Source organism: Sphingobium ummariense RL-3 (assembly GCF_000447205.1).
GTDB classification, from domain to species: domain Bacteria; phylum Pseudomonadota; class Alphaproteobacteria; order Sphingomonadales; family Sphingomonadaceae; genus Sphingobium; species Sphingobium ummariense.
Genome location: NZ_AUWY01000120.1, coordinates 77,596 through 96,859, shown reverse-complemented (window position 1 = coordinate 96,859; position 19,264 = coordinate 77,596). Strand labels below are relative to the sequence as shown.

19 protein-coding genes and 1 tRNA gene are annotated in these 19,264 nt (G+C 66.2%); 10 read left to right on the top strand and 10 right to left on the bottom strand.

Annotated features, from left to right (window positions below; genetic code table 11):
• Positions 1–95: 95 nt before the first annotated feature.
• On the top strand, positions 96–1,466 hold the full coding sequence (locus tag M529_RS43210) for a class II 3-deoxy-7-phosphoheptulonate synthase (RefSeq protein WP_021319446.1): 1,371 nt from the start codon (positions 96–98) through the stop codon (positions 1,464–1,466).
• 122 nt (positions 1,467–1,588) lie between these two features.
• Here M529_RS43210 and M529_RS43205 read toward each other — a convergent pair whose 3' ends face one another.
• Positions 1,589–3,106, bottom strand: coding sequence for a S10 family peptidase (locus M529_RS43205; protein WP_021319445.1), 1,518 nt, complete (start codon positions 3,104–3,106; stop codon positions 1,589–1,591).
• Between the two features lie 121 nt (positions 3,107–3,227).
• Between M529_RS43205 and M529_RS43200 the strand changes: the two genes are divergently transcribed.
• Positions 3,228–5,132, top strand: coding sequence for an acyltransferase family protein (locus M529_RS43200; protein WP_021319444.1), 1,905 nt, complete (start codon positions 3,228–3,230; stop codon positions 5,130–5,132).
• A 7-nt stretch (positions 5,133–5,139) separates the two neighbouring features.
• Here the strand turns inward: M529_RS43200 and M529_RS43195 are convergent, their stop codons facing one another.
• Positions 5,140–5,997 (bottom strand): N-formylglutamate amidohydrolase, encoded by an 858-nt coding sequence (locus M529_RS43195; RefSeq protein ID WP_051184096.1) that lies wholly within the window; start codon positions 5,995–5,997, stop codon positions 5,140–5,142.
• 184 nt (positions 5,998–6,181) lie between these two features.
• Here M529_RS43195 and cpdR point away from each other — a divergent pair, with 184 nt between their 5' ends.
• Positions 6,182–6,559, top strand: coding sequence for a cell cycle two-component system response regulator CpdR (gene cpdR / locus M529_RS43190; protein ID WP_021319442.1), 378 nt, complete (start codon positions 6,182–6,184; stop codon positions 6,557–6,559).
• A 7-nt stretch (positions 6,560–6,566) separates the two neighbouring features.
• Here the strand turns inward: cpdR and M529_RS43185 are convergent, their stop codons facing one another.
• The gene (locus M529_RS43185; RefSeq protein WP_021319441.1) at positions 6,567–7,898 is read right to left on the bottom strand and encodes a dicarboxylate/amino acid:cation symporter; all 1,332 of its coding nucleotides are present in this window, start codon (positions 7,896–7,898) and stop codon (positions 6,567–6,569) included.
• Between the two features lie 128 nt (positions 7,899–8,026).
• Here M529_RS43185 and M529_RS43180 point away from each other — a divergent pair.
• Positions 8,027–8,101: transfer RNA gene (locus M529_RS43180), tRNA-Val, on the top strand.
• Between the two features lie 69 nt (positions 8,102–8,170).
• On the opposite strand, the gene M529_RS43175 is transcribed toward M529_RS43180, so the two are convergent.
• A complete protein-coding gene (locus M529_RS43175; protein ID WP_021319440.1) occupies positions 8,171–8,350 on the bottom strand; it encodes a hypothetical protein in 180 nt (59 codons plus the stop codon).
• A gap of 105 nt (positions 8,351–8,455) precedes the next feature.
• On the opposite strand from M529_RS43175, the gene M529_RS43170 reads away from it, so the two are divergent.
• Positions 8,456–9,106 (top strand): 5'-methylthioadenosine/S-adenosylhomocysteine nucleosidase, encoded by a 651-nt coding sequence (locus tag M529_RS43170; protein ID WP_021319439.1) that lies wholly within the window; start codon positions 8,456–8,458, stop codon positions 9,104–9,106.
• Positions 9,107–9,221: 115 nt separating this feature from the next.
• Here M529_RS43170 and M529_RS50670 read toward each other — a convergent pair whose 3' ends face one another.
• Positions 9,222–10,052 (bottom strand): cold-shock protein, encoded by an 831-nt coding sequence (locus tag M529_RS50670; protein WP_031295423.1) that lies wholly within the window; start codon positions 10,050–10,052, stop codon positions 9,222–9,224.
• Positions 10,053–10,284: 232 nt separating this feature from the next.
• Here M529_RS50670 and M529_RS43165 point away from each other — a divergent pair, with 232 nt between their 5' ends.
• Genes M529_RS43165 through M529_RS43155 form a run of 3 tightly spaced genes read left to right on the top strand, consistent with a single transcriptional unit; the run spans position 10,285 to position 12,129 of the window.
• Positions 10,285–10,902, top strand: coding sequence for a ribonuclease D (locus M529_RS43165; RefSeq protein ID WP_021319438.1), 618 nt, complete (start codon positions 10,285–10,287; stop codon positions 10,900–10,902).
• 10 nt (positions 10,903–10,912) lie between these two features.
• Positions 10,913–11,560: an LPS export ABC transporter periplasmic protein LptC gene (lptC, locus tag M529_RS43160; RefSeq protein WP_021319437.1), complete on the top strand. Its 648-nt coding sequence runs from the start codon at positions 10,913–10,915 to the stop codon at positions 11,558–11,560.
• Complete coding sequence (locus tag M529_RS43155) at positions 11,560–12,129, top strand: LptA/OstA family protein (protein ID WP_021319436.1); 570 nt, start codon at positions 11,560–11,562, stop codon at positions 12,127–12,129. The genes lptC and M529_RS43155 overlap by 1 nt, the downstream gene beginning before the upstream one ends.
• Positions 12,130–12,284: 155 nt before the next feature.
• Here the strand turns inward: M529_RS43155 and M529_RS43150 are convergent, their stop codons facing one another.
• The 4 genes from M529_RS43150 to M529_RS43135 all read right to left on the bottom strand — a co-directional run bounded on the left by M529_RS43150 (position 12,285) and on the right by M529_RS43135 (position 15,988).
• Positions 12,285–12,878 carry a histidine phosphatase family protein gene (locus M529_RS43150; RefSeq protein ID WP_021319435.1) on the bottom strand — a complete coding sequence of 198 codons (594 nt, stop codon included), beginning with the start codon at positions 12,876–12,878 and terminating at the stop codon, positions 12,285–12,287.
• A complete protein-coding gene (locus tag M529_RS43145; protein WP_031295421.1) occupies positions 12,875–13,687 on the bottom strand; it encodes a 3-deoxy-manno-octulosonate cytidylyltransferase in 813 nt (270 codons plus the stop codon). The genes M529_RS43150 and M529_RS43145 overlap by 4 nt, the downstream gene beginning before the upstream one ends.
• Positions 13,684–14,691: a KpsF/GutQ family sugar-phosphate isomerase gene (locus M529_RS43140; RefSeq protein WP_031295419.1), complete on the bottom strand. Its 1,008-nt coding sequence runs from the start codon at positions 14,689–14,691 to the stop codon at positions 13,684–13,686. The genes M529_RS43145 and M529_RS43140 overlap by 4 nt, the downstream gene beginning before the upstream one ends.
• Before the next feature lie 298 nt (positions 14,692–14,989).
• Positions 14,990–15,988, bottom strand: a complete 999-nt coding sequence (locus M529_RS43135; RefSeq protein ID WP_031295417.1) for an NAD-dependent epimerase/dehydratase family protein — start codon at positions 15,986–15,988, stop codon at positions 14,990–14,992.
• 189 nt (positions 15,989–16,177) lie between these two features.
• Between M529_RS43135 and M529_RS43130 the strand changes: the two genes are divergently transcribed.
• Positions 16,178–17,305 carry a GNAT family N-acetyltransferase gene (locus M529_RS43130; RefSeq protein ID WP_021319431.1) on the top strand — a complete coding sequence of 376 codons (1,128 nt, stop codon included), beginning with the start codon at positions 16,178–16,180 and terminating at the stop codon, positions 17,303–17,305.
• On the top strand, positions 17,302–18,174 hold the full coding sequence (locus M529_RS43125; protein ID WP_021319430.1) for a cupin-like domain-containing protein: 873 nt from the start codon (positions 17,302–17,304) through the stop codon (positions 18,172–18,174). The genes M529_RS43130 and M529_RS43125 overlap by 4 nt, the downstream gene beginning before the upstream one ends.
• Here M529_RS43125 and M529_RS43120 read toward each other — a convergent pair.
• A complete protein-coding gene (locus tag M529_RS43120) occupies positions 18,152–19,222 on the bottom strand; it encodes a GNAT family N-acetyltransferase (protein WP_021319429.1) in 1,071 nt (356 codons plus the stop codon). The two genes, M529_RS43125 and M529_RS43120, sit on opposite strands and share 23 nt — an antisense overlap.
• Positions 19,223–19,264 lie beyond the last annotated feature (42 nt).

Genomic DNA, 19,264 nt, shown 5'->3' with positions numbered 1-19,264 from the left:
TTGCGTGTTCAGGGGCCTTGACCGCTATAAACTTGCCTTGATCGTCGCATCGGCGTAGGTGCGGCGCCTATTTTTATCTGTGAAGGAGACTCGACGTGGCGGCGAAGTGGACGCCGGAAAGCTGGCGCAGCCATAAGGGCATCCAGATGCCCTTCTATCGGGACGCGGAAGCGCTCGCCTCGGTCGAAAGCCAGCTCAGCCAGTTTCCGCCGCTCGTCTTTGCGGGCGAGGCTCGGCACCTGAAGGCCGACCTTGCGAAGGTCTCGGCCGGCGAAGCCTTCCTGCTTCAGGGCGGAGACTGCGCCGAAAGCTTCGCCGAGTTCCACCCGAACAACATTCGCGACACCTTCCGCGTACTGCTCCAGATGGCGGTAGTGCTGACCTTCGCGTCGAAGCTGCCGGTCGTGAAGGTCGGTCGCATGGCAGGCCAGTTCGCCAAGCCCCGCTCGGCCGACACCGAGACGATCGGCGGCGTCGAGCTGCCCAGCTATCGCGGCGACAATGTCAACGACATCGCCTTCACGGCCGAGGCCCGCGAGCCGGATCCGTCGCGGATGGTCCGCGCCTACAACCAGTCGGCCGCGACCTTGAACCTGCTGCGCGCCTTTTCGACCGGCGGCTATGCGTCGCTCGACCGGGTGCATGGCTGGATGCTCGATTTCATGGGCCGCTCGCCCTGGGCCGCCAAGTTCGAGGCAATGGCCGACCAGATCGGCCAGGCGCTCGACTTCATGCGGGCCTGCGGTCTGGACGCCGATACCGTGCCGCAACTCGGGGGCACCAGCTTCTACACCAGTCACGAAGCGCTGCTGCTGCCCTTCGAGCAGGCGCTGACCCGGCAGGATTCGCTGACCGGCGACTGGTACGATACGTCGGCGCACATGCTCTGGATCGGGGACCGGACCCGGTTCGAGGGAAGTGCCCATGTCGAATATCTGCGCGGCATCGGCAATCCGATCGGTATGAAGTGCGGGCCTAGCCTGGAGCCGGATGCGCTCATCCGCCTGCTCGACGTGCTGAACCCGTCGCGCGAGGCCGGGCGCATTACGCTCATCACCCGCTATGGCCACGACAAGATCGAGGCAGGCCTACCGAAGCTTGTCCGCGCCGTGCTGCGCGAAGGGCATCCGGTGGTGTGGTCCTGCGACCCGATGCACGGCAATGTCATCAAGGCGGCGAACGGCTACAAGACCCGCCCCTTCGATCGCATCCTGGCCGAAGTGCGCGGCTTCTTCGCCGTTCACCGGGCCGAGGGCAGCTTCGGCGGCGGCATCCATGCGGAAATGACCGGGCAGAACGTCACCGAATGCACCGGTGGCGCCGTGGCGATCACCGACGAAGGCCTGGCGGACCGCTATCACACCCACTGCGATCCGCGCCTTAACGCGGCGCAGAGCCTGGAACTCGCTTTCCTCCTCGCCGAGATGCTGAACGAGGAACTGAAGGAACGCCGCGCGGCGGCGTAGAAGCGTTCGCTTACTTTCTCCGCCCGTTCGGGCTGAGCTTGTCGAAGCCTTCTTCTCTTCTTCAGAGGAAGAAAGGTCCTTCGACAAGCTCGGGACGAATGGACCAATTTAGGACGCAGGCCTTACCGCCCCCGGATGAATGAGCGGATATCACTGCTCAGCTTCGCCAGATCCTCGGGCCGCACGTACATCATGTGGCCCGCATCATAATAATGGAACTGGATGCGCGCCGGGTCGAAGCCCGGCCGGTTCATCGCATATTCCGCGCCGAAGAAGGGCGTGGCGAAATCATACCAGCCCTGCCCGACGAAAACGCGCAGCCCGCTATTCTCCCGCATCGCGCGGCTGAGATAGGGGGCGACGTTCACATAGACCTCGCCGTCGCGGCCGCCCTGCCCCTGGAGCTTCCAGTCCCAGCCGCGCACCCCGCCGATGGTCACATAGTCGCGTTCCATCTTCAGCTTCAGGTCATCGCGCAGGTAGCTGTTGATCGCTGCCGTATAGGCGCCGTCGATGGCATAGAAGCTGGGGTCGTTGTCGGGCTCCTCGCCCGCCCGGTCATAATCGACGCCGGTATAGCGGGTGTCGAGCCGGCCGATGGTAAGCCCCCGGTCGCGCAGCAACTCCTTGTAGAAACGCCCCGGCGTCACGCGCAGGTTGGCGTTATCCACGAACTGTTCGGAAAGGCCCGTCAGCCGCGCCAGCTCCGCCCGAACCCGCGCCCGCTCCTCGCCGGCCAGCGCGTTGCCCTTCAGCAGCGCGGCGGCATAGGGGCCGATCGCGAAATCGCGCGCCTGCTGGGCGATCTCCGCCGGCGTCGCGGGCGGGTTGGCGATCTTGTGGTGATACAAGGCAGTCGTCGCCATCGAAGGCAGGTTCAGCACATAGGGCATTTCGTTGCCCTGCACTTCCGCGGGCGCGGCGAAGTCGAGGATCGTCGAGATGAGGATGATGCCGTTGACGGCGACGTCGTTGTAGCTGGACTCCAACTCGTTGATGAGCGCGACGGAGCGCGTCGTGCCATAGCTTTCGCCGCCGATATATTTGGGCGAATTCCAGCGGCCGTTCTCGTTCAGCCAGATGCGGATGAATTCCGCGATCGACTTGGCGTCGGCCGACACGCCCCAATAATCCTTGGGATCCTTCTTGCCGAGCGCATGGGCGAAGCCAGTGCCGACCGGATCTATGAAGACGATGTCGGTGACGTCCAGCAGCGATTCGGGGTTGTCGACGATCGGATAGGGCGGCGCGCCATCGTCCTTCGCATCGGGCAGCACCACCCGCTTGGGACCGAAGGCACCCATGTGCAGCCACAGTGACCCCGATCCGGGCCCGCCATTGTAGAGGAAGGTGATCGGCCGCGTCTTCGGATCGCCGCCGTCCTTCACATAGCTGGTCGCAAAGATCGCGGCGAGCGGCTTGCCGTCCTTGTCCTTGAGATAGGTTTCGCCGGTTGTGGCGGTGTAGCTGACCGCCTGTCCACCGAACATGCCCTTGTGCTTCGTCACCGACACAACGGGCGGGGGCACGTCCTTTTCGGGCGCACTTTCGGCCGCGTCGGACTTCTTTTCGTCGGCGGCGAGCACGGGTTGGACGGCGAAGGCCAGCGCGACGGCGGCCGGGCAGAGCGGAAAGCGCATGGAAGGACCCCTTGTTTGCGAAGAGGTTAGCGAAGCCAGGGAAAATGGGAAAGGGGCTGCAACCGAGAGATGTCGAGCCGCGGTAAAGCAAATGTCAGGGCTTTGGGGATACACCCGCCCGATGCACGGCGCGGCACCCCCAGGACAGAGCAAGGCGGAGAGCGAGGCGGTCACTTGTTATCGCTCCGACATCGATGGCCTGCGGGCGCTCGCGATCCTGCCGGTGCTCCTATTTCATGCACATATTCCTGGTTTTTCAGGTGGTTATGTCGGCGTCGACATCTTCTTCGTCATTTCCGGCTATCTGATCACCGGCATCATCGCGCGGGAAGTGGACGGCGGGACTTTTTCGCTGGTCCGGTTCTACGAGCGGCGCTTCCGCCGGATCATCCCTGCGCTCAGCCTCATGATCCTGGCGGTGCTGGCGGCTGCCGCCTGGCTCTATCTTCCCGGCGACTTGGAGGGCGTGCCGCGATCCGCGCTGGCAGCGACGCTCTTCGCCGCCAATCTCTGGTTCTTCACCGACACCGGCTATTTCGCGGGCGGCGCCGACGTGAAGCCGCTGCTGCACACATGGTCGCTGGGTGTCGAAGAACAATTCTATATCGGCCTGCCCATCCTGCTGCTGCTCCTTGCCCGCTTCGCACCCCGTCGGCGCAGCATCGTCATCGGGATCGTCGCCCTGCTCTCCCTCGGCCTGGCGATCGCGTTCCAGCGCGACACCAGCGGCTTCACCTTCTATCTCCTTCCCGCCCGCGCCTGGGAGTTGCTGGCGGGATCGCTGCTGGCGCTCGGCGCGGTGCCAATGCCGCGCAACCGCGCTCTGCGGGAAGCGATCGCCTGGGCCGGTCTTATGGCCGTCTCGCTGGCCGTCTTCTGCTACGACCGCGACACGGTCTTTCCCGGCATCGCCGCCATGGCGCCGGTGCTGGGAGCCGCCGCCCTGCTGCATTGTGCGCCCGGCACCACCGCCGGGCGCGTGCTGACGCTGCCGCCGCTCACCGCCACCGGCCTGCTCTCCTACTCGCTCTATCTCTGGCACTGGCCGCTGATCGTCTTCACAGAATATGCGACCGACGCCCCCTTGTCCGGCTGGACGCGGCTGGCGGTGATCGCGGCGGCCTTCCTCGCCGCCTTCCTGTCCTGGCGCTATGTCGAGCGACCTTTCCGCGATCACCGCCGTTTCTCCTCCCGCGCTATTTTCCGTTTCACGGCGGCGGCAATGGCGCTGCTGTGCCTCCTCTCGACTGCACTGATGGCGGCGGGCGGCTGGCCGCAGCGTTTCCCGCCCCACGCGCTGCGCCTCGCCGAAAGCCGCGCCGATATCAGCCCGGAGCGCGGCCGCTGCCACGACACATTCGCGCGGAGCGCCGCGCCCTGCATCCTCGGAGCGCCGGTGAAGCCCGACGCTATGCTCTGGGGCGACAGCCATGGCGTAGAACTCGCCTATGCCCTGTCGCTGCGCGCAGCGGCCGGGGGCCGTTCCCTGGTCGAACGCACGACCTCCAGCTGCCCGCCGGTGCTGGGTTATGACCCGCCCAAGGATCCCCGCTGCGCCCGCGCCAACCGCGCCGCCTTCGACGCGATACGGGCCGATCCGGGCATCCGGCAGGTCTATCTCGTAGCCTTCTGGGCCAATGGCCAGTTCGACGATCCCGCCTTCGTCGCTGCGCTGGACCGCACGATCGGCGCGATCCGCGCACAGGGACGGGAAGTCGTGCTGATCGGCCCGGTCCCGCCGCAACCCTTCGACGTGCCGCGACGGCTGGCGCATCTGGCCCTTTCGGGCGATCCGGGACGGGCGACAGGCGCAGCGCGTTCAGCGATCGAAGGGCGCACGGTTCATCTGCGTGCCCTGTTCGCCCGGCTGCGTCGCAACGGCGTGCAGGTCGTCGAGCCGATGGCCGCACTGTGCACCGATGGGCATTGCGCCCTGATGCGGGACGGACGGCCGCTTTATTTCGATTCGCATCACCTGAGCGTCGCCGGTGCTCGGCTGGTGGTGAATCAGTCGCGCCTGCGTTGAGGCGGCCTTACTCCGCCGCCTGGGCGTAGCCCGTGCGCGGCAGTTCGTTCGCCAGCGCCTGGACGATGCCGGCCACCAGCACACGCGTCCGCGCCAGCCCCGGCCCCGGCTGGTCGAGCGCGGCATCGAGGTACAGCGCGCGGTCGATCTCCAGCTGCACGGCATGCATGTCCCTTTCGGGCCGGCCGTGCCGTTCGATGAGGTGATCGCCGGCATAGGGATGATTCTGCGCCGCGAGCACTCCATGCCCCGCCGCGACGTCCGCCGCCAGCGCCAGCAGGCGCGGCGAAGCCGACCGGCCGAATCGGTCGCCAAGGACCAGCCCCGGCGCCCGCTGCCCCGCGCCGGGCGGCGGCAGGGGCGGCATCGAGTGCAGGTCGATCAGGATCGCATGGCCGTGCACTTGCCGCGCCGCCGTCATCAGCCGCGCGACGGCGGCATGATAGGGGCGATGGAGCCCTTCGACACGCCGCTGCACCTCGTCCCACGGGATGGGGCCGCGCCAGAGTTCGGGCGCCCCCACGATGCGGCGGGGAAGAAGACCAAGGCCGCCGCGCAGCTTCTGGCTGCTCTGCAATGCGATCGCGTGCGGCACACCGGTCACCATCGCAGGGTCGATCTCCCGCTCATGCCGGTTGAGGTCGATGCAGGCGCGTGGCGCACGCGCGACGAGGACGGAAAAGCCCGCGGCGATCAGCGGGTGGACCAGCAGGTCGGACCAGCGATCCTCCAGCCGCCGCAACATTTCGGGCCGGACGCGTGCCTGTGCCAGCAGCGCCGGATCGTAGAGGCGGCCGGCATGGGGAACCGACAGGATGATCGGCATGTCGGGAATGTCGGGGCCAAAGCGGTCATAGGCCAGCATGCGCTCGGCAGGCTCGGCCGGAGCGGCGTGGTCGATGTCCGGCGCTATGCTCATCGGCTCCAAAAATGGTTACCCGGCTGGATAATATTAAACGCTTGTCGCATATATCACGGCTTCGCGCCACCCGCGTGGGACGGCGGAATGCAAGGGCACTGGGGAGTGGCCCGTTCGGGGATGAGTTGGGATGGTTCGGATCCTTCTGGCGGAAGATGACGAGAGCATGCGCGCCTATCTGGCGCGCGCGCTGGAACGGTCGGGCTATGAGGTGATCGCCGTGGCCACCGGCACGCAGGCGCTGCCGCACATCGAATCCGACCGCTTCGACCTGCTGCTGACCGATATCGTCATGCCGGAGATGGACGGAATCGAACTTGCCCAGCATGCCGCGTCGGTCGCGCCGGACATGCGGGTCATGTTTATCACTGGCTTTGCCGCCGTGACGCTGCGCGCAGGCAAGGCCGTGCCGCAGGCGAAGGTGCTTTCCAAGCCCTTCCACCTGCGCGACCTGGTGCTGGAGGTCGAACGCATGTTCGGCAGCGAGAGCGTGACCGGCCTCAGCTGAAGCCGGGTCAGTCGGGGATCACTTCCTCCGTATCCGGGGTGGGTTCCAGCGGCAGGCCCGCCATCGCCGCGTTGAACCGCTCGCGATCCAGCCCCTTTTCCCAGACCGACACCACGACCGTCGCCACGGCGTTGCCGATGAAGTTGGTGAGGCTGCGGCATTCGCTCATGAAGCGATCGACCCCCAGGATCAGCGTCATGCCCGCGACCGGCACCGACGGTACGATCGAGAGCGTGGCCGCCAGGGTGATGAAGCCCGCTCCCGTTACGCCCGCCGCGCCCTTGCTGGAGATCATCGCGACCAGCAGCAGCAGGATCTGCTCCTCCAGGCCGAGGTGGACGTTGGTCGCCTGCGCGATGAACAGCGCCGCCAGTGTCATGTAGATGTTCGTGCCGTCGAGATTGAAGCTGTATCCGGTGGGGACGACCAGGCCGACCACCGACTTGCGGCACCCCGCCCGCTCCATCTTCTCGATCAGGCTGGGCAGCGCGGCTTCGGACGAGGACGTGCCGAGCACCAGCAGCAGTTCCGCCTTCAGATAGCGGATGAGGTGCAGGATGTTGAAGCCGACGAGGCGCGCCACGGCGCCGAGTACCAGGACGACGAACAGGATCGACGTCAGGTAGAAGGTCGCCACCAGCCCCGCCAGATTGGCCAGCGTCCCGACGCCATATTCGCCGATGGTGAACGCCATCGCCCCGAAGGCGCCGATCGGCGCCGCCTTCATCAGGAAGGCGACGAGCTTGAAGACCGCATGGCTGGCCGATTCAAGCACTGTCATCAGGGGCTGCGCCTTCTCCCCGATCATGGTGAGCGCGATGCCGAACAGGATCGCGACGAACAGCACCTGCAGGATATTGCCGTCCGCCACGGCCGACACGAGGGTGGAAGGGATCACGCTGAGCAGGAAGCCGGTGAGCGTACGCTCGTGCGCCTGGTGCGCATATTCCGCCACCTTGCCGCCATCCAGCGTGGCGGGGTCGATGTTGAGGCCGTGCCCGGGCTGCACGACATTGGCGACGATCAGGCCGACGACCAGCGCAAGGGTGGAGAAGGTCAGGAAATAGGCGAAGGCCTTGGCCGCGACCCGGCCGATCGCGCCCAGTTCCTTCATCCCCGCGATACCGGTGACGATGGTGAGGAAGATGACCGGCGCGATGATCATCTTGACCAGCTTGATGAAGGCTTCACCGAGCGGCTTGAGCTGCACTCCGGCCGAGGGGAAGAAGTGGCCGATCAGCACGCCCAGCGCGATCGCCACGAGAACCTGGACATAGAGCTGGCGATAAAGGGGCAGGCGCTGCGCCGTCTGAACTGGCGACGTGGTCGATGGCATCATGAGTGTGGCGTCCCCCTGTTTGCACCGCAACATATGGCCTCCATCGACCCTGTCCAGCCGATAAGGCACAAGCCCGCAAATTCCCGCTTGCGCAAGCAACAGGCCAACGCTATTGGCCCAACTCCCGTGGGCGTGTAGCTCAGTGGTAGAGCACTGTGTTGACATCGCAGGGGTCGCAAGTTCAATCCTTGCCACGCCCACCATTACAAAGCCCGCCAGTCTCCGGACCGGCGGGCTTTCTCTTTTGCACCAGAGAAGGTCGTGGGTTCCGGCTATTCCTCGGTGAACTCGTCGGGCGTGCTGCGCGCCCTTTCTGCCAGTTCCAGTTCCGCGGCCAGCAACAGCCCGTCCGCGGCGGTAAAGCCCGAAGCCTCGTCGATGGTGCTCACCGGATCGTAGCGATCCAGAAAGGCCTGAAAGCGGCCCAAGGCAGCGGCGATGTCGTCGGGCATGGGAATTCTCCTGCAATCGAGCCCCGGCTGGTGTTTTCGAATCGGAAGGCTTGGGGCCCAGATCACCCTGCGCTATCAGCGGCGGGATCAACATAGGAACCATGCATGGCAGAATGCGAAATCGTCGCGGGCCGCCGCCTGCTGTTCGTCATGGCGCTGGAAGCGGAATATGGCACGCATCTGCGACGCCGTTTCACGCCGCTGATGACCGGGGTGGGGCCGGTCGAGGCCGCGATGGTGGCCGGTATCGCGCTCGCAGAACTGAAGCGCGGGGATGCGCTGCCCGATCTCGTCATCTGCCTGGGCTCCGCCGGATCGCGCCAATGTACGCTGGGCGAGGTCTATCAGGTGTCGAGCGTCTCGTGGCGCGACATGGACGCCTCGCTGCTGGGCTTCGCCAAAGGGGTGACGCCATTCCTGGATCATCCCGTCGACCTGCCGCTGGAAACGCCGCTCCCGCTGCCCACCGCGCGCCTGTCGACCGGCGCGAACATCGTGGGTGGGGATGCCTATGCGGCGATCGACGCGGACATGGTGGACATGGAAAGCTTCGCCGTCGCGCGCGCCTGCCAGCGGTTCGGCGTGCCGATGATGGGCCTGCGCGGGATTTCGGACGGTCCGGGCGAACTCACCGGCATAGCGGACTGGACGCAATTGCTCGCGCTGCTGGACGAAAGGCTGGCGGCGGCGGTGGACATGCTGCCGGATGCGCTGGCATCGCAAGCTCTTTCGCAGGCGATGGCGGGACAGGGCTAACTTCCCCCGCTGTCACGCAATGATCCACGGATGGCGCGTTCAAGCGCAAAAAAGGGGCCGCCGGGCAGGCGACCCCTTTTCTATTCTTTCATCCCGGCGGGAGGATGAGGAACGATCAGTCCGCCTTCGCCTGAAGGTTGACGGCCGCATATTTGCCGCGGCGGTCGACTTCCAGCTCGAAGTCGAGGCGATCACCCTCGTTGAGGGCGGACATGCCCGCCCGCTCCACGGCGCTGATGTGGACGAAAGCGTCCGGCTGGCCATCGTCGCGCTGAATGAAGCCGAAGCCCTTCATCGCGTTGAAGAACTTAACCGTGCCGCTGGCACGCTCACCGGTCAGCTGGCGCTGCGGGCCGCGATCGCCGCCGCCGAAGCCGCCGGCGCCACCAGGAGCACGGGGCTCGCGCGGAGCGCGGTCGGTGACGGGAAGCGGCTCGCCCTCGATCTTGAGGTCGGTCGCCGAGACCTTGCCGCCGCGATCGACGAGCGTGAAGCCGAGCGGCTGGCCCTCGGCAAGGCCGGTGAGGCCAGCCTGCTCGACCGCACTGATGTGGACGAACACGTCCTCGCCGCCATCGTCACGGACGATGAAGCCGAAGCCCTTCTGTCCGTTGAAGAATTTGACGACGCCCTTGCCTTCGCCGACGACCTGCGCGGGCATGCCGCGACCACCGCCGCCGCCGCCGCCAAAGCCACCGCCGCCGCTGCGGAAGCCGCCGCCGCCGCCGCCGAAACCACTGCCACGGTCGCCGCCGCCGAAGCCGCCGCGATCACCGCCGCCGAAACCACCACGGTCGCCGCCGCCAAAGCCGCCGCGATCACCGAAGCCACCTCGATCGAACCCGCCGCCGAAGCCGCCACGACTACCTTCGTAGAAACTGTCCTCGCCGAAACCGTCGCGCTTGTCCTTGCCGCGCCCGCCGCGGCGCCCTCTGTCAAAACTCATGCCCTGTTAGTCACTTTCGCTTCGCCCCAAGACAAATCGGACAAACATGTCGGGCGAATGACATGCAGAATCCACCGCAAAGACGCGGTTTGGGAATCACTATATCAAGTTTTCAGGGCAGCGCGAATGATTTTAGCCCGATTGCCGCCACATTCCTGAACGGCCTGTTTTCGGGGCGAGCGGGCGAAAAGCGCCGATTGCGGCAGGACCGCTTTCGCCATAAGGGGGTAGGATGACCGTACACTTTCATGAAGAGGATCTGCCCGAGGGCGTGCTCGCCCCCGGCCCCGTCGCCATCGACACCGAGACGATGGGCCTCATCACACCGCGCGACCGGCTGTGCGTCGTCCAGATCAGCGACGGCAAGGGCGACGAGCACCTCGTCCGCTTCAACCCCGGCAGCGACTATGCCGCGCCCAACCTGAAGGCGGTGCTGGCCGACCCGGCGCGCCTGAAACTCTACCATTTCGGCCGCTTCGACATCGCCGCGCTGCGCCATTATCTGGGCGTGGTGGCCGCGCCCTGCTATTGCACCAAGATCGCCTCGCGCCTGGTGCGGACCTATACCGACCGCCACGGCCTGAAGGAGCTGGTGCGCGAACTGCTGGGGCAGGAGCTCAGCAAGCAGCAGCAGAGCAGCGACTGGGGCGGCCCGGTGCTGTCGGACGCGCAGAAGGATTATGCCGCGTCCGACGTGCGCTACCTGCACCTGCTGAAGGCGGAGCTGGACAAACGGCTGATCCGCGAAGGGCGAATGGAACTGGCGCAGGCCTGTTTCGATTTCCTGCCGCATCGCGCGGAGCTGGATCTGGCAGGCTGGCCGGAGATCGATATCTTCGCGCATATGTGAGGGGGAACGGATGTCCGTCCAGGCCGAACAGCAACGCCACGCGCGCCGGCATTGGGCGCGGCCGGGCGGCAGCCACGACCGGCTGGTGCGCCTGCTCAAGAACTGGCTGCCCGTCGCGATCGGCGTGCTGGCGGCGCTGCTGGCGACCGCGCCCTTCACCGGGCGGGACAAGGTGAGTTTCGTCCTGGACAAGAACAAGGTCGAGGTGGCGAAGGAGCGCATGCGCGTGACCGAGGCGCTGTATCGCGGCGAGGACAGCAAGGGCCAGCCCTTCTCGCTGCGGGCCGGATCGGCCGTGCAGAAGAGCTCGCGCGAGCCGATCGTCGACCTCAATGACATGTCGGCGCGAATCCTGCTGCCCGAAGGGCCGGCGGTGCTGACGGCGCAGACCGGCCGCTACGACATGGATACCGAGCGGGTCGCGATCATCGGACCGGTCCAGTTCCAGGCAGCCAACGGATATCGGCTCACCACGCGCGACGTCGGCGTCGACCTCAAGACGCGGCGGATGCGCAGCGCAGGGCGAGTGGACGGGCGGATCCCGATCGGAACCTTCAGCGGGGATCACCTGGAAGCGGACATGACCGCGCGGACGGTGACGCTCAATGGCAGGGCGCGCTTGCGTATCGAACAAAATGGCCTCAAAGGGCGGAACTGATGAGACGGCCTCTCTTTCTCCTTTCGCTGGGCGCCCTCTGCGGCGCCGGTGCGCTGTTCGGCGGCGCGAGCGCGCAGGTCCTGAGGAATCATGACAGCAATGCGCCGGTCAACTTCTCCGCCGATCGAATCGAGGTGCAGGACCGTGCGGATCGCGTGGTCGTGTCCGGCAATGTCGAAGTGACGCAGGCCGGAATGACGCTGACCGCGGCGCGCATGACGGTTGCCTACCGCCAGCAGCCAAACGGCGGAAGCAGCGGCAGTTCAGGCACAAGCGGTGTGGAGATCGACCGGATCGACGCGTCGGGCAATGTCGTGGTAACGAAGGGCAATGAAGTCGCACGGGGCAATGTCGCGATCTACGACCTCAACAGCCGGCTGATTACGATGCTCGGCAATGTATCGCTGACCCAGGGCGCCAACCGGCTGACCGGCGGACGGCTGGTGATCGATCTTGCCAGCGGTCGCTCCACGGTCGACGGCCGCTCTTCCGGCGCGCCCGGCGTCGCGGGCAGCGCCGGCGGGCGGGTTTCCGGCACCTTCACCGTGCCGCAGCGCCAGACGAACTAGACTCGATCGAGCTCTGATCGAAGCAGATCGAGTTCATAGCGCGTTTCCTTCGGTTTGAACCTTGCCGTTCACCGGCGAAGGACGGGGCTCGGTCCCGCGCTCTGAACTGGACCCCGGTCTTCGCCGGGGAACGATTCATCCGAGTGGAACAGGCCCTAAGGCCGCACGTCCCAGCGAACGAGGTGAGCCGGGCCTTCAGGCGCGATTTCCAGTTCGCCGAAGGCGCCGGTGCGCAGCTTCAGCGTGGCGGGCGCGAGGCCGAGAGCCAGAAGCGCGAAGCGAGCCGCGCCGTTGCTGGTGACGAGCAGGTCAGCCCCCTCCCCTCCTTCCGCGAAGAAGGCGCGCCAGGCAGTCAGGCGCGCGTCCGAGTCCACGATCCAGTGCTTCGGGGCGATCCCCTGCTCGTCCCAGGCGGCGAGAGCATCCGCGCCGACGCGGGCGACGACCTCCGTCTCGGGCAAGCCCTCGTCCGGTCCATGGTCGATCTCGCCCAGCCAGGACAGGGCGCCCTCAGGCGCTTGGCCGATCGCGGCACCGATGCGCGCAGCGGTCTGGCGGGTGCGGAGCAGCGGGCCGGAGAAGAGGCGGACGACGGGAAACGCCTGCGCAGCGAACCAGGCACCCAGCGCATCGGCCTGGACCTCGCCGCTTTCCACGAGCGGGATGTCGGTGCGGGCACCGATGCGGCGCGGGCTTTCACCCGGCGCGAAGGTGTTGCCATGGCGGATGACGAAGATGCGGCGAGTCACGGCAGAGGCGGCGTAGGATCACCGTGGAGAGCGATCAGCGCCTCCACGCGCGTGATGTCCGCCTCCGTATCGATGCCGGAACTGTCGAACAGCGGCGGGTCGATGGGAACGGTAGTGACCGGAATGCCCAGCTCCAGCAGGCGGAGCTGTTCCAGCCCCTCCAGCCTTTCCAGCGCGGTGGGCGGCGTCGCCTCGAACCGCTCCAGCGCGGCGCGCGCATAGCCGTAAAGGCCGACATGGCGCCATACAGGCGAGAGCGGTTGCGCCTCCCGCCGCTTCGCTTCGTCGCGAATCGCAGGGATGATCGCCTTGGAGAACCAGAGCGCACGGCCGTCCTCCGCCCGAGCGCAGGTCGTGCCGCTGAACGGCGATCGGACCTTGTGGTCGCGCAGCGCATCCAGCGCCGACCAGCTGAGGGCGATGACGGGCGTCGCCACCTGCGCCCCTGTCCGCAGCGCCGTGATGACGGCCCCCAGCGCGCCGTCCGGCTGGAAGGGCGAATCGCCCTGAAGATTGACGACCAGATCGGGTAGTTCCGCCTGTACCTGCGCCGCAGCAAGCGCGCGGCCTGACCCGGTGCTGATGGCGCTGTCGGTCATAACGGCCTGGCACCCCACCTCTTCGGCATGGTCGGCAATTTCCCTGTCGTCCGTGGCGACGACCAGGCGGACATCCGCTAACCCATGCGTGGCCGCGCGCGCCATGGCGATGGTCCGGTGCAGCAGGGTGCGCCCTGCGATCAGGCGGAGCGGCTTGCGCGGCAAGCGGGTCGATCCGGCCCGCGCGGGGATGACGACGAGTAGGCTCAGGCGACCCCGGCGTGCAGCAGCTCATGCATGTGGATCGCGCCGATCAGGCGATCCTTTTCGCAGACGAAGAGCAGGGTGATATTCTTTTCATGCATGATGCGCAGCGCATCGGATGCGAGCTCATCCGGCCCGATGGATAGCGGGGTGACCGTCATGAAACGGCCGACCGGATCGGTGAGGTTCTGCTTGCCTGTGACGGTGCGCCGCAGATCCCCATCGGTAAAGGCGCCGATCAGCCGCCCCGCGCGGTCGACGATCGCCGTGCCGCCCAGCCGCGCCCGCGTCATCTCGATAGTGGCGTCGAGCAGCGAGGCATCTTCCGGCACCGTGGGCACGTCGCCATTGGTGACCATGAGTTCGCGTACCTTGACGAGCTGCGCGCCCAGCCGGCCATTGGGATGGAATTTGTGGAAGTCGTCGGCAGAAAAACCGCGCATTTCCATGAGCGAAACCGCGAGCGCGTCACCGAACGCCATCTGCACCGTCGTCGACGTGGTGGGCGTCAGTGCGTTGGGGCAGGCCTCCCGCACCTCCGGCATGTCGATGCAGATGTCCGCCGCGAGCGCAACGGTACTGTCCGGTCGGGCAGTCATGGCGAGCAGCGGAATGGAGAAGCGCTTGCAATATTGGATGATCGGACCGAGTTCCGTCGACTCACCCGAATGGGAAAGCATCAGCACCACATCGTCCGGCGTGACCATGCCAAGGTCGCCATGGCCCGCATCGGCGGGATGAAGAAAGATCGCGGGCGTGCCGGTGGACGTCAGGGTCGCGGTCATCTTGCGCGCGACGATACCGCTCTTGCCTATGCCGGTGACGATCACCCGGCCGCGGACATTCATGATGACGCCGACGAGGCGGAGGAAAGTCGCTGCAAAATCCCGCCTGGAGAAGCGGGCTTCCAAGGCTCCCAACCCTTCGGCTGCCGTCGAAAGGCTCTGGCAGGCCATTTCAACAATGCGCCCCCCGGAACCGAATGGCACAATCTTCGATGCTGTCGACACGCGTTTGCCCTTTTTTCCGCACATCGACCAAGGTCGCAACCATGGACGATGGACGGCCGAGGATCCGCCGCTGTTCGGCGTTTCACCCTGTTCCCTTGTTCCGCGACCGAGCCAGTTTCCCTACCAGCCGGCAACTGTCTACGCCGTTTCAGGCACTTATGGCAATCTATTTTGCAGATGCGAAGGGCGTTCCAGCAAAAAATCCGCTTAATTTACAGCAAGGTCACTAGGCGAAACGAGCCTTGATAGCGATCAGTCGAGGAACTTTTTCAACGGTGGAGCGTGCAATGGCGGTTTTCTAGGCGCTGTGATAGGCGCGATACCAGGATACGAATCGCGGAACGCCCTGTTCGATTCCCATGGTGGGGGCGAAGCCGATATCATCCGCGATCGCCCCGATGTCGGCGAATGTGGCATGCACGTCTCCCGGCTGCATCGGCTGGAAATCCACTTCTGCCTTCCGGCCGCAGGCGTCCTCAAGGACGGCAATCAGGTGCATCAGCTCTTCGGGTCGGTTGTTGCCGATATTGTAGAGCCGATGAGGCGCACGGCTGCCGCCCGCCTTGGGAGAGCCATCGTCGGGCGGCGGGCTTGCGAGGCAACCCAATATGCCGCTGACGATATCGTCGATATAGGTGAAGTCGCGTTGCATGCGGCCATGGTTGAATACCGGGATCGGCTCTCCGCGCAGAATCTTCGACGTGAAGATCCACATGGCCATGTCGGGCCGGCCCCAAGGACCGTAGACGGTGAAGAAGCGCAGGCCCGTCATGGGGATGCGGAAAAGATGGGCGTAGGTCTCGCTCATCAGCTCGTCGGCACGCTTGGTCGCAGCGTAGAGCGAAACCGGATGGTCGGCGCGATCCTCGACCCGGAAGGGCAGACTGTCATTGCCGCCATAGACCGAGGAGGAAGAGGCATAGACCAGATGGCGCACCCGCCGCTCCCGCGCCAGTTCCAGCATGTTGACATGGCCGGCGAGGTTCGAACGCACATAGGCATGCGGATTGATCAGGGAGTAGCGCACGCCGGCCTGTGCCCCCAGGTGCACGATCGATTCGATCGTCTGGTCGGCCAGTGCGGCCTGAAGCGCGCCCATGTCGGCAAAATCGAGCTCCAGGAAGGTGAAGAGCTTGCCATGCCTTTCCGACAGCGCGGCGATACGGTCGCGCTTCAGCGAAACGGCATAATAGTCGTTCATATTATCGATGCCGACGACGGCGCTCCCGGCGGCCAGCAGGCGGTCGGCGACATGCATGCCGATGAAGCCGGCGGCGCCCGTCACCAGGATGGTCATCGGGCGGTGTTCCCGCAACGACCGGTCGATAGTCCCATGTTCCTTTCCCCCTGATGCGCCTGCATGCCTTCCTGTCGGCCAAGGCCGAGGGGCGTGTAAAGCCCTTTCGATGGGAAGCCTTGCCGTGATCGGCCTTCCCTGCCGGTCGAACTTAGGCTTTCCCTAATCTTTGGCGGCTAAGGCGGAGCGATGGACATGGCATCGCACCCCCTGCCCCCGGCCGCGCGACCCTTTGGCCCTGCGCAGCGCGCCCGCTGGGCGGGGCTGGCGCAGGATGCCGCCGAATCCAACGCTTTCTATGCCCCCGACATGCTGGGCGCGGCGCTCGACCATCTGGAAAGCGGGTCCGTCAAACTGGTGGAGGCGCTGAAGGGCGAGGTGCTGATCGGGCTGCTGCCGGTCGCCGTCACGCCGCGCCATGGCCGGCTGCCGATCGCCTGCACCGCCAACTGGATGCATGACCATTGCTTCTTCGGCGCACCGATCCTGCGAAAGGGGCAGGAGATGGAAGCGTGGCGGAGCTTTCTGGAACAGCTCGACGCGGCTCCCTGGGCGCCCTCCTTCCTCCATCTGCAGGGACTGGACGCAGCGGGGGCCAATGCCGCCGCGATCGAGGCGCTGTGTGTCGCCGATCGGCGCGGCTGGCGCGAGATTCACCGTTATGACCGCGCGATGCTGCGGTCCACGCTCGCTGCAGACGCCTATTGGGAAACCCATGTGCGCGCCAAGAAGCGCAAGGAGCTGCGGCGTCTTCAGAAACGGCTGGCGGAGTTGGGGACGGTCGAAACGCGGCAGCTTGCTGCGCGCACCGAGCTGCCGCGCTGGTGTGCGGATTTCCTGGCGCTGGAGGCATCGGGATGGAAGGGGCAGGAAGGAAGCGCGCTCGCCTGTCGCCCATCCCATGCTGCCTTCTTCCGCGCGGCCTGCGCCGCCGCCTTCGACGGGGGGCGGCTGCATTTCCTGCGTATCGACCTGGACGGGCGTGCCATCGCCATGCTCGCCAACTTCCGCCATGGCGAAGGCGCCTTCTCCTTCAAGATCGCCTTCGACGAGGAGCTTGGCCGTTTCTCGCCCGGCGTGCTGATCGAGATCGCCAACCTCCACGCGGTGCAGGGTGATCCGGCCATTGCCTGGATGGACAGCTGCGCCGCCGCCGACCATCCGATGATCGACAGCCTGTGGGCAGAACGTCGCAGCATCGTGCAATATCGCATCGCCCTGCGCGGCACCGGCATGCGACGGGTGCGGCGCTCCGCCGCCTTCGCGATCGCCAACGGGGTCGAGCGCATCGCCAGCTTCGTGAAAGGACAGAGATGAACGCCCATAGCCCCATTGCGCCGGCACCGGCGCAGCCGCTCTTCCCGGAGGACGCGCGCGCGGCCTTCGCCGCCGCCTATCCCGACCGGCCGGTAAAGCTGAGCCACAGGCTGATGGATCATCCGCTGCTGAGCCTCGACGCGCTCGCCGCGCTGGCGGAGCGCATGCCCGCCGACCGGGTCGAGTATAATCTGGGCAGGATGCCGTTGGGCGTCCGGCCGGAGGACACCCCGGAAAACGGGCTGACGCTGGGCGAGACGATCCGCACGATCGAAACCAACGGCAGCTGGGCGGTGCTGAAGAATGTCGAGGCCGATCCCGCCTATGCCGCGCTGCTGGATTCGGCGCTGGATGAGATCGCGCCGATCGTGGCGCGCAGCACCGGACCGATGCTGCATCGGGAAGCGTTCATCTTCCTGACCTCGCCGGGCAGCATCACGCCTTTCCACATGGACCCGGAGCACAATATCCTGCTGCAGATCAGGGGCAGCAAGACCATGACGGTCTTCCCCGCCCGCGACGAGGAAATGGTGCCCGCGCAGAAGAGCGAGGATTTCCACGGCGGCGGGCATCGCAACCTGGAATGGAAGGACAGCTTCCGCGCGCGCGGCATAGCCGTGCCGCTGGCGCCTGGGGACGCGATCCACATGCCGGTCAAGGCGCCACATTTCGTCGAGAACGGCCCCGCCGTCTCGGTCAGCCTGTCCGTCACCTGGCGGTCCGAGCGCAGCGTGGCGGAGGGCGAACTGCACAGTTTCAACGCGCTTCTTCGGCGGCGTGGCCTGCCGGTGGGCAGGGTCAGCGATAGGCCCGAGGAGCAGGGCCTGCGCCGCTTCGTCTATCGCGTCATGCGGAAGCTGGGCGCCTGAACAGGCGGCGCAGCAGCGCTTCCGCCTCCAGACGCGGCGAGAAGCGTTCGATAGCCCACCATTCCAGGCTCTCCTCGCGGGTAGCGAGGCTCTGCTTGTAGCGGTCCTTGCCTGCGAGGAGAGAATATAGGGCGAAGCCGCGCCCGGCATAGTCGGCGACGGCGGCGGCGTGGCAGAGCAGGCCCGGCTTGTCCTTGGCCGAGCGCGGGGCCGCGAAGGCGGACTGATAGTTGAGCGCCGCTTCCCGGTGGAGGAAGTTCAGCAGCAGGCCGACCGTGCCGCCCGCATCGGTAAAGCGGAGAAGATCAACCTCTCCGGTCGGTACGCCTCGTGCCGCGATTGCGGCGACGAAGCGGCGGAATCCCTCATCTTCCCAGGCATTATCTTGGTGGCGCCCGCTGTTGAGGGCGCGCATTTCCTCCAGCCAGGGCAGGATGTCATCCGACGTAGCGCGATGGATTGCGGGAAGGCCGCCACCATGGTCCTTCATCGCACGGCGGATCTGGCTGCGCGTGTTGGCGCTCAGCAAGGCGAGATAATCGCCGTCCGCCGCGCGTACCGCTTCGAGGTCGACCTGATAGACCGGCGACACGTCGCGGCGGACCTTGCGCCGGGCGGCCAGCTTCAGCAGCGCGGAACCCGGCGCGATGCCGGAAAGACGAAGCACGCGCCAGTCGCGGCGGGTGGCGGCGGCGGCCAGTGCCGCGCGCGTGGCCTCCCCTTCCTGGCCCGCCGCAGCGAGCAGGCCGTTATATTCGATGAAAGGCCGGTCGGAGACGGGATCGCCGCTCTGGTTAAGGCTGAGCGTGGCCGCCGGGCCGAGCAGGCGCGGCACCATTCTGTGACCCATCAGCGCCAGTGCGATGTCCTGTCCTTGCCTGTCCGTCACCGCCAGCAGGGTTACGTCCGGGCGATAGCTTTCCAGCCAGGAGGCCGTCCATGTCCAGCCGAGAAAGAAGGAGGCGTCGGCCCGTGCCTCCAGCGCCTGCCAGCGGTGGCCCAGCGCCGCGATGTCGGCAAGGCGGGAAAAGTGCGCGACGAGAGCCATCGCCTCCCTTGTGGCAGAGGCGCCAAGAGGGTCAAGCCGCTT

Bases quoted from the DNA above. Each gene is read 5' to 3' on its own strand.
- M529_RS43205 (WP_021319445.1), bottom strand. From the start codon at position 3,106: ATGCGCTTTCCGCTCTGCCCGGCCGCCGTCGCGCTGGCCTTCGCCGTC.
- M529_RS43200 (WP_021319444.1), top strand. From the start codon at position 3,228: ATGCACGGCGCGGCACCCCCAGGACAGAGCAAGGCGGAGAGCGAGGCG.
- M529_RS43195 (WP_051184096.1), bottom strand. From the start codon at position 5,997: ATGCTGGCCTATGACCGCTTTGGCCCCGACATTCCCGACATGCCGATC.
- cpdR (WP_021319442.1), top strand. From the start codon at position 6,182: ATGGTTCGGATCCTTCTGGCGGAAGATGACGAGAGCATGCGCGCCTAT.
- M529_RS43185 (WP_021319441.1), bottom strand. From the start codon at position 7,898: ATGATGCCATCGACCACGTCGCCAGTTCAGACGGCGCAGCGCCTGCCC.
- M529_RS43175 (WP_021319440.1), bottom strand. From the start codon at position 8,350: ATGCCCGACGACATCGCCGCTGCCTTGGGCCGCTTTCAGGCCTTTCTG.
- M529_RS43170 (WP_021319439.1), top strand. From the start codon at position 8,456: ATGGCAGAATGCGAAATCGTCGCGGGCCGCCGCCTGCTGTTCGTCATG.
- M529_RS50670 (WP_031295423.1), bottom strand. From the start codon at position 10,052: ATGAGTTTTGACAGAGGGCGCCGCGGCGGGCGCGGCAAGGACAAGCGC.
- M529_RS43165 (WP_021319438.1), top strand. From the start codon at position 10,285: ATGACCGTACACTTTCATGAAGAGGATCTGCCCGAGGGCGTGCTCGCC.
- lptC (WP_021319437.1), top strand. From the start codon at position 10,913: ATGTCCGTCCAGGCCGAACAGCAACGCCACGCGCGCCGGCATTGGGCG.
- M529_RS43155 (WP_021319436.1), top strand. From the start codon at position 11,560: ATGAGACGGCCTCTCTTTCTCCTTTCGCTGGGCGCCCTCTGCGGCGCC.
- M529_RS43135 (WP_031295417.1), bottom strand. From the start codon at position 15,988: ATGACCATCCTGGTGACGGGCGCCGCCGGCTTCATCGGCATGCATGTC.
- M529_RS43130 (WP_021319431.1), top strand. From the start codon at position 16,178: ATGGACATGGCATCGCACCCCCTGCCCCCGGCCGCGCGACCCTTTGGC.
- M529_RS43125 (WP_021319430.1), top strand. From the start codon at position 17,302: ATGAACGCCCATAGCCCCATTGCGCCGGCACCGGCGCAGCCGCTCTTC.
- M529_RS43120 (WP_021319429.1), bottom strand. From the start codon at position 19,222: ATGGCTCTCGTCGCGCACTTTTCCCGCCTTGCCGACATCGCGGCGCTG.